This is a genomic window from Methylobacterium sp. CCH7-A2 (assembly GCF_001557075.1).
GTDB classification, from domain to species: domain Bacteria; phylum Pseudomonadota; class Alphaproteobacteria; order Rhizobiales; family Beijerinckiaceae; genus Allobosea; species Allobosea massiliensis.
Map to the genome: position 1 here is coordinate 19,803 of NZ_LSKN01000130.1, position 7,490 is coordinate 27,292.

General features: G+C 66.0%; 7 protein-coding genes. 2 read left to right on the forward strand and 5 right to left on the reverse strand.

Going from position 1 to position 7,490, the window contains the following annotated elements; genetic code table 11:
• Positions 1-3: 3 nt before the first annotated feature.
• The 5 genes from AX750_RS11360 to petA all read right to left on the reverse strand — a co-directional run bounded on the left by AX750_RS11360 (position 4) and on the right by petA (position 4,205).
• Entirely contained in the window at positions 4-1,791 is a 1,788-nt protein-coding gene (locus AX750_RS11360) for a DUF3141 domain-containing protein (RefSeq protein WP_066733981.1), read from the reverse strand.
• A 100-nt stretch (positions 1,792-1,891) separates the two neighbouring features.
• Entirely contained in the window at positions 1,892-2,581 is a 690-nt protein-coding gene (locus AX750_RS11365) for an isoprenylcysteine carboxylmethyltransferase family protein (RefSeq protein ID WP_066733983.1), read from the reverse strand.
• A gap of 17 nt (positions 2,582-2,598) precedes the next feature.
• Entirely contained in the window at positions 2,599-2,850 is a 252-nt protein-coding gene (locus AX750_RS11370) for a DUF2933 domain-containing protein (protein ID WP_066733985.1), read from the reverse strand.
• Complete coding sequence (locus tag AX750_RS11375) at positions 2,847-3,515, reverse strand: sigma-70 family RNA polymerase sigma factor (protein ID WP_066733987.1); 669 nt, start codon at positions 3,513-3,515, stop codon at positions 2,847-2,849. The genes AX750_RS11370 and AX750_RS11375 overlap by 4 nt, the downstream gene beginning before the upstream one ends.
• A 144-nt stretch (positions 3,516-3,659) precedes the next feature.
• The gene (petA, locus tag AX750_RS11380) at positions 3,660-4,205 is read right to left on the reverse strand and encodes a ubiquinol-cytochrome c reductase iron-sulfur subunit (RefSeq protein ID WP_066733989.1); all 546 of its coding nucleotides are present in this window, start codon (positions 4,203-4,205) and stop codon (positions 3,660-3,662) included.
• A 546-nt stretch (positions 4,206-4,751) separates the two neighbouring features.
• Between petA and AX750_RS11385 the strand changes: the two genes are divergently transcribed.
• Both AX750_RS11385 and AX750_RS11390 read left to right on the forward strand, forming a co-directional pair.
• Positions 4,752-6,266, forward strand: coding sequence for an efflux RND transporter periplasmic adaptor subunit (locus tag AX750_RS11385; RefSeq protein WP_066733991.1), 1,515 nt, complete (start codon positions 4,752-4,754; stop codon positions 6,264-6,266).
• On the forward strand, positions 6,263-7,490 hold a 1,228-nt coding region (locus tag AX750_RS11390; protein WP_197432812.1), incomplete at its 3' end, for an efflux RND transporter permease subunit. The genes AX750_RS11385 and AX750_RS11390, both read left to right, overlap by 4 nt.

A 7,490-nucleotide genomic window follows, 5' to 3' on the forward strand; every position in this document is an offset into this window, starting at 1 on the left:
TGCTCAAGGTTCCGCGCCATAAAGGCGCCCGAATAGCCCCTCCTGGGCCGCATCGCGGCGCTTGCGGGCGTCCTCCAGCACCCCGGTCGTACGGGCGATCAACGCGCGTTCCTCGATGAGAGCCGGATTGTCGTCGGGTAAGGGGTGCCGGCTCCTGCGCACGGCGTCCGCCGCAGCCGCAATGCCGTGCATCCACGGGCTGAACGATCCTGAGAGCAGATACCGGCTCGTGCGCATCGGATGCAGCCATTTCGCCGCCGTCGCCGTCCAGGGATTGGCCAGCGCCTGCATCCACGGGCTGACGATGGTGCGATAGAATGCTTCCGTGGTCTCCGAGACCGCCCTCACCTGCTCGAACGCGGCTCGCGGGTATTCGAAGCGGAGATCCTCGACTTGGCGCGGCTCGAAGCTCACCGAATAGTGGGGCTTGTGGCAGCGTGGATCGCCTGTCGGGTTGTCGATCCTCATTTCGTAGAGCCCCGGCTCGAGCGCCTCGAGCTCGCCGAGGCTCTCCAGGATGGCGCGGTGCTCGAAGCGGGCGACCCCTGCGGAGACGAAGATCCCGAGATGGCCGACGTGAGGATTCGTGAGATAGACGATGCGCTGTCCGGCCGCTTTCAGGTCAGCGGTGTCCCGGTAGACCGCGGGGATCCAGCCAAGCGCCTGGTGGGGCGGCGTGATGTTGTCGCCGTAGGAGGCGAAGATCACGAGCGGATTGCGGATGCGGCGCAGATCGGCGGTGCAGCCCTCACAGATCCGGAAGAGGCCCTGCTCGAGCTGATTGCCGATGAACAGGTTCTCGACGATGGCGAGGATCTCGTGGCGGCTCAGGAAGTAGAACCCGTTCCACCAGCGCTCGAAGGACAGGAAGCGGTCGCGCTCGCTGTCGATCCGGGTGAACAGGTTTGCGTATTTCTCCCAGATCGCCTCCGGCTTCAGGCTCTCGAAGTTCTGCACAAGCCAGGCCCCGTCGAAGCGGCCGTCACCGAGATCCGAGATCAGGTGGGCGAGCCAGGCTCCGCCCAGGAAGCCCGCGGAGAGCCGCATCGGGTTCACGCCCGCTTCGCCGGCCCAGTACGAGAGCGGCGAGCCGTTGAGCACGGTAGGACCGACGAGGCCATGGCAGTCGGCGGACAGCAGCGTGACCGCCCAGCCAGCCTGGCAATTGCCGTAGAGGACGGGCGGAGTGCCGGGATGGCGGGCGGCGACCGCCTCGAGGAACCGGCGCAGCGCGTGCAACACGTCGGCCAGCGTCTGCCCGCGGCAGGGCTCCGGGAAGAACACCACGAAGTAGACCGGATGACCCTCCTTGAGCGCCATCCCGACCTCGGACTCACGCTTGAAGCCGCCGATGCCGGGTCCGTGGCCGGCACGCGGATCGATGATGACGACCGGCGGCTTGCCCTCCTCGATGCAGTGCTCGGCATCGGCCGATTCCGCCTCGACAATGCGCAGCAGCGCGTAGTTGGCCGGACGCTCGAACGTGCGCGCGTCTAGGACCGTCTCGGACCGGAAATCCAGGAGGGGCGGCAATCCGAGCCGCTCATGCTCAAGCATGTTGTCGGCGCGCTCACGAAGCGCATCCCAGAACAGGATTGCTCGTTCCCACACGTCGCGTTGGTAGGCGAGCAGGTTCTCTAGCCCTTCCAGAGGGGCGGAGGTCTTGGAAGCTGGTGCAACGTTATGCTGGGAGGCGGCTGCGGGTTTCGGGCGCAGCGTCAATGGTTGCGATGGACGAGCCGCCGCATGTTCCGATTGACGTTTGACTGTTGCTAGGGAGAGCGCTTCCATCGTGGATCCGTGTGTCGTTAAGAGATGCCGAGGACTGCAACGGCTGTGGAGCGCCTGCTTGTCTCACTGCTACCCAGCCGTCGTCCTCCGTCCTTGAGCCTTACAGACGTTCAGCTCCGGGTTTGGAGCTGCGGTCCGCCCGCGCACTACGCCAGAGGCTCTCGAACCGTGGCACGAAGGCTGGCACCTGGGTCATGTAACGGCGGTAGGCATCGCCGAACTCGTTGAGAGCGTCCCGCTCTTCCGCCCTCGCGAGCCGGACGTACATGACGACCAGGACGGGGAACATCAGGAGCGTCAGCAGCGTCGGCCATTGCAGGAGGAAGCCGAACAGCACGAACACGAAGCCGACATACTGCGGGTGGCGAATAGAGGCGTATGGGCCGCTCGTCGCGAGCATGCCGGCACGCTGCGCGGTGTGCAGGACGCGCCAGGCATTTGCGATCAGGACAAAGCCGCCCCCGATGAAGGCGAAGCTCAGGATGTGGAACGGCCCGAAATGCGGGTTGGCCTTCCACCCGAACAGCATTTCCAGGAGATGGCCGGCGTCATGCGAGAACCAATCCACCTCCGGAAAGCGGCTCTGAAGCCAGCCCGAGAGCAGGTAGATGGTGAGCGGGAAGCCGTACATCTCGGTGAATAACGCCACCAGGAAGGCGCTGAACGCGCCAAATGAACGCCAGTCTCGAGTCGTCCGGGGCTTGAAGAAGCTGAAGGCGAACAGGATGAAGACCGCCGAATTGAGGAGCACGAGGCTCCAGAGTCCGTAGGAGGAAAGATCGTGGGTCATGGGGCTCGCTTGTCGCTCTAGGGGCGGTGGCCAGACGGCGGGCCGTCGCCCGCGGATCCCTCATCTCGGCCGTGCCCGTGCCCGCCGTGCATGAAGAGATGGAGGAGCGGGCAGGCCAGGAGCACGAGCCAGGGCAGAACCCCGAACAGGTGAGCCTGGTGCTCGGTCAGGAGATAGAACGCCCCGATCAGGAGAAAGCCGATCAACGCGAGCTTCACCACGCGAGCCGATGCGTTCGGCTTGACCGAGTGTTCATGGGATTGGGTCATGGAACCTCCTTGCTCCCTGGCGCGGCGGCGCCTTGCTGGTGTGCGCCGGACGGTGCCGGCACCTCGTCGCAGCCGCAGTTGAGGAAGCCCTGCTCCACGCAGACGACGCACATTTCCTCGAGGCGCTTCTTGAGGGCCTGGCGCCCCCGGTGCAGCCGCACCGTGATGCTGTTGACGCTCGTCCCGAGGCTGACCGCAACCCGGTCGCGGGGCTCGCCGAGCAGGTCGATGCGCCAGATCACCTCGGCGTGCTCGGGCTTGAGGGTCGGAAGAAGCTTGTAGAGGCAGTCGCACACCGCCTTGTCGATCTCCGCATCCGGCTCGACCGCGAAGACATCCATCTCGTCCGTCGGCATCGTCACTTCCCGCCGCCGCCTCGTGATCGCCCGGCGCTGATGGTCGACGATGGCGGTGGCAAGGAGTCGGCTGAGCCAGCCGCGCACCGAGCGCACGTCGCGCAGGTCCCCGGCGCGCTCGATGGCGCGCACCATGAAAGCCTGAAGGACCTCCTCCGCCTCGCTCTCGCCGCCTAAGCGCCGCTGCAGGAAGCCGAGGAGGTCGCGATAGCTTTCAACCAGAACCCGGCGCACCGCCGCGTTGGCGGCCTGAGCCGCCTCACCCGCCGGATTGTCCGACCTCTTCTCGTCTTTGCCGTCGTCGTTCATCGCCGATGCTCTTATGGACGGGCTGGCGCCGCTGGTCTTACAGCAGCCGTCGGGCCGCCTCTCAGCAACGACGTTACCGCGTCGGCGCGCGGCTCCCTTGATCTGGATCAGATCGGGGCACAACCAGCCCCGCCGCGTGACACTTCATGCGGCCTCGCCGATCCGGATCTTCGTGTCGGAGACGAAAGTGTAGGGCGGGATCGGCAGATTTATCGGCGCTGGCCCGCGGCGCACGCGGCCCGAGGTGTCGAACAGCGAACCGTGGCAGGGACAGAACCAGCCCTCGTACTGGCCTTGGTGGCCGAGCGGCACGCAGCCCAGATGCGTGCAGTTGCCGTAGACGACGAGCCACTGGTCATGGCCTTCCTTGACGCGCGCCTGATCCGGCTGCGGGTCGATCAAGGCCTCGAGCGGCGCCGCGCGCGCTTCGGCGATTTCCTTCTCGGTCCGATGACGGACGAAGATCAGTTTGCCGCGCCAGAAGACCTTGACGATCTGGCCCACCGCGATCGGCGCGAGGTCGAGTTCGACGGGCGCACCGGAGGCGACGGTTTCCGCGTCAGGCGCAAGCGACGCGATGAAGGGCCAGGCCGCCGCGCCCGCACCGACGGCCGCAGCAGCGCCGGTTGCAATAAAGAGGAAGTCGCGTCGGGTCGGCTCGGCAGCCGGAGCAGAAAGCGCATCAGACATAGCGCTGAACTCGTGGTGCAGACGCTTGTAGGCAAGAGGCAGCGGCACATGAACGCGAGGAAGCAACCCTTGCATTCCAGCAGAGCATACCCGTGAGCTAGTCGAAACGGCTCGATCGCGAGGTGGCTGGTAACGGGCACATCTGCTTTTGAGCTCCGCCATCGAGACACAAAGCTCCAGCAAGTATCCCGGAGTCGCAGCACATGGAACGGCTTGTGCTGCGTGTTTTGGGCCTTCTGCAGCCAAGCCGTCGAAGCAGTAGTCCGGAGCCGTTGTTCGCTCTTCGGCACCTGTTCGCCTGGGCATCTCCACGCGTAGTGCCGCTGCAAGGAGCCGCCACAGGGTTTCAGAGCCGATTTGATCTGGCGCAAGGATGCTGTCCTGGCGCGGCGCTAGGAAATTGCTTCGGCGGCGACGGCGATCTGTTCGTCTCGGGATCTCACGATCTCGGATCGCGCTCTGGTCGGGTCACCCGTCGTGTGCAGCTCGCCCCCAAGGGGCAAGGCGGCAACAGTCCAGAATTAGCTCCTTTAAAGGCGGTAACCGATGGACCAGGTCACTCCGTTCCATGCGTTCGATCCGGCCGACCGCGGTCTGCGAGGGAGAAGCACCGTCGGGCGGCTTGTCAGGCTTGCATTCGTCCTCGCGACCGTCGTTGGCGCGCTTGGAACTGGTTACACCATCGGCAAGGCGGGGTGGCCCTTGCCGAGCTGGGCGCCGACTTGGTTGATCCCTATGCTTGGCCGCGACGAAGGTTCGGCCCCGGCGGGCTCGGTCGTTTTCGGCGGCGGCTCCGACGGCCACCCCGTTCATCCTGCCGAACATTCGGCTGCCGGCGGCTTGGACCACCTGCCCGTCCGTACCGGCGGTGACGCGAGCGCAAGAATCGACCAATCTGCCTCTCACGCGGGCCACGGCGCGGCTGCCGTGGGCTCCGCGGAGCCTGCCAAGAAGGTCCTCTACTATCGCAACCCGATGGGTCTGCCCGACACCTCGCCGGTCCCGAAGAAGGACTCGATGGGGATGGACTACGTGCCCGTCTATGAAGGCGAAGCGGACGACGGGTCGATCGTTAAGGTGAGCCCAGGCAAGCTGCAGCGCACGGGCGTGCGCTCGCAGGCCGTCGAACGACGCGTGGTCACCCGGCCGGTCCGCGCGCCGGCGTCCGTCCAGCTCGACGAGCGCCGCGTCGCCGTCGTCGCACTCCGGTCGGAAGGCTTTATCGAGAAAGTTGAGCCCGTGACCACGGGCGCCCGGGTGCGCAAAGGGCAGCCGCTGATGCGCCTCTACTCGCCCGAGATCGCGGCCGCTTCCGCCCAGTACCTGTCCTTGGTGGTCCAGCCGTCGAGCTCCGGCCCGCTGCTCGCCGATGGAGCCCGGCGCCGGCTCGAGAACCTGAACGTGCCGCCCGATGTTACCGCGGAGATCGAGCGCACGCGCAAAGTGCCGCTGACCATCACTTGGCCAGCGCCCCGCGACGGTGTCGTCCTTGAGCGCACGGCCATCGACGGCATGCGCGCTCCTTCAGGCGATGTCCTGTTCCGCATCGCGGACCTCTCGCTTGTCTGGGTGCTGGCCGACGTGCCGGAGCACGATCTTGGCGCCGTTCGGCTCGGCCAACCCGTAACGATGCGGACCCATGCCCTGCCCGGGCGCTCGTTCACGGGGCGGGTCGACCTGATCTATCCGCAGGTCAACAAGGAGACGCGCACGACGCGCGTGCGCGTCGAGATCCCGAATCCAGACGGCGTCCTGCTGCCCGATATGTACGGCGACGTCGACATTGCGACCGGCTCCGATCAGCCCGTTGTGGCCGTGCCTGACAGCGCCGTTATCGACACCGGCATGCGGCAGGTCGTGATTCTCGACAAGGGCGAGGGCCGCTTCGAGCCGCGCGAGGTGAAGGTGGGCGCCCGCGGAAACGGCGTCGTCGAGATCCGGCAGGGAGTTGCAGCAGGCGACCAAGTCGTGACTGCGGCCAACTTCCTCATCGACGCCGAAAGCAACCTCAAGGCAGCGCTGCAGAGCATGGTGGCCGCGAGCGAGGAGAAGCCGCAATGATCGCGCGCCTCATCAGTTGGTCGGCCCGCAACCTGCTCCTGGTGTTCGTCGGGACGGTCTTCGCCGTTGCAGCGGGGCTCTATGCGCTCCGGACCTTGCCGCTCGACGCCATCCCCGACCTCTCCGACGTGCAGGTCATCGTTTACACGGAATACCCCGGCCAGGCGCCGCAGGTCGTGGAGGACCAGGTCACCTTTCCGCTCACCACGGCCATGCTGACGGTGCCGAAGTCCAAGGTGGTCCGCGGCTTTTCCTTCTTCGGCGTGTCATTCGTTTATGTCATCTTCGACGACGGCACGGACCCGTACTGGGCGCGCTCGCGCGTGCTCGAATACCTGAACGCCGCGACGAAGCGCCTGCCCCAGGGCGTCACGCCGAGCCTCGGCCCGGACGCGACCGGCGTCGGCTGGGTCTACCAGTACGCAGTGATCGCGAAGGAGCGCACGCTCGCGGAACTGCGCTCCATCCAGGATTGGGTGATCCGTTTTGCCGCCGCGAAGGCGGAAGGGGTCGCCGAGATCGCGAGCGTCGGCGGCTTCGTGAAGCAGTACAACGTTGTCGTCGATCCGAGCCGGCTCCGGGCGCAAGGGATCCCGCTCGCGCGCGTACGGGAGGCGATCCGGGGCAGCAACGCCGATGTCGGCGGGCGCACCGTCGAGTTGTCTGAGTTCGAGTTCATGGTGCGTGGCCGTGGCTATCTCAAAAGTGTCGAGGACATCGAGAACATCGTCCTCAAGACGAGCCAAGGCATTCCCTTGCGCCTCCGCGACGTCGCCCGCGTCGAGATCGGGCCCGACGAACGCCGCGGCATCACCGAACTCAACGGCGAGGGCGAGGTCGCGAGCGGCATCGCCCTGCAGCGCTTCGGAGCCAACGCGCTAACCGTCATCGACAACGTCAAGAAGCGCCTTTCCGAAGTTGCCGGGAGTCTTCCCAGCGGCACCGAGATCGTTCCCGTCTATGACCGCTCGCAGCTCATCGAGGCGGCGATCGACACATTGAAGACGACGCTGATCGAGGAAAGCGTCATCGTGGCGCTCGTCTGCATCGTGTTCCTGCTGCACCTGCGCAGTGCGCTCGTCGCCATCCTGATGCTGCCAGTCGGCATCCTGATAGCCTTCGCGGCCATGAAGTACATCGGGCTCGGCTCGAACATCATGAGCCTGGGGGGCATCGCCATCGCGGTCGGCGCCATGATCGACGCCGCCATCGTCATGATCGAGA

What these genes read in the sequence shown, in the direction of transcription:
- AX750_RS11360 (WP_066733981.1), bottom strand. Translation starts at nt 1,791, where the DNA reads ATGGAAGCGCTCTCCCTAGCAACAGTCAAACGTCAATCGGAACATGCG.
- AX750_RS11365 (WP_066733983.1), bottom strand. Translation starts at nt 2,581, where the DNA reads ATGACCCACGATCTTTCCTCCTACGGACTCTGGAGCCTCGTGCTCCTC.
- AX750_RS11370 (WP_066733985.1), bottom strand. Translation starts at nt 2,850, where the DNA reads ATGACCCAATCCCATGAACACTCGGTCAAGCCGAACGCATCGGCTCGC.
- AX750_RS11375 (WP_066733987.1), bottom strand. Translation starts at nt 3,515, where the DNA reads ATGAACGACGACGGCAAAGACGAGAAGAGGTCGGACAATCCGGCGGGT.
- petA (WP_066733989.1), bottom strand. Translation starts at nt 4,205, where the DNA reads ATGTCTGATGCGCTTTCTGCTCCGGCTGCCGAGCCGACCCGACGCGAC.
- AX750_RS11385 (WP_066733991.1), top strand. Translation starts at nt 4,752, where the DNA reads ATGGACCAGGTCACTCCGTTCCATGCGTTCGATCCGGCCGACCGCGGT.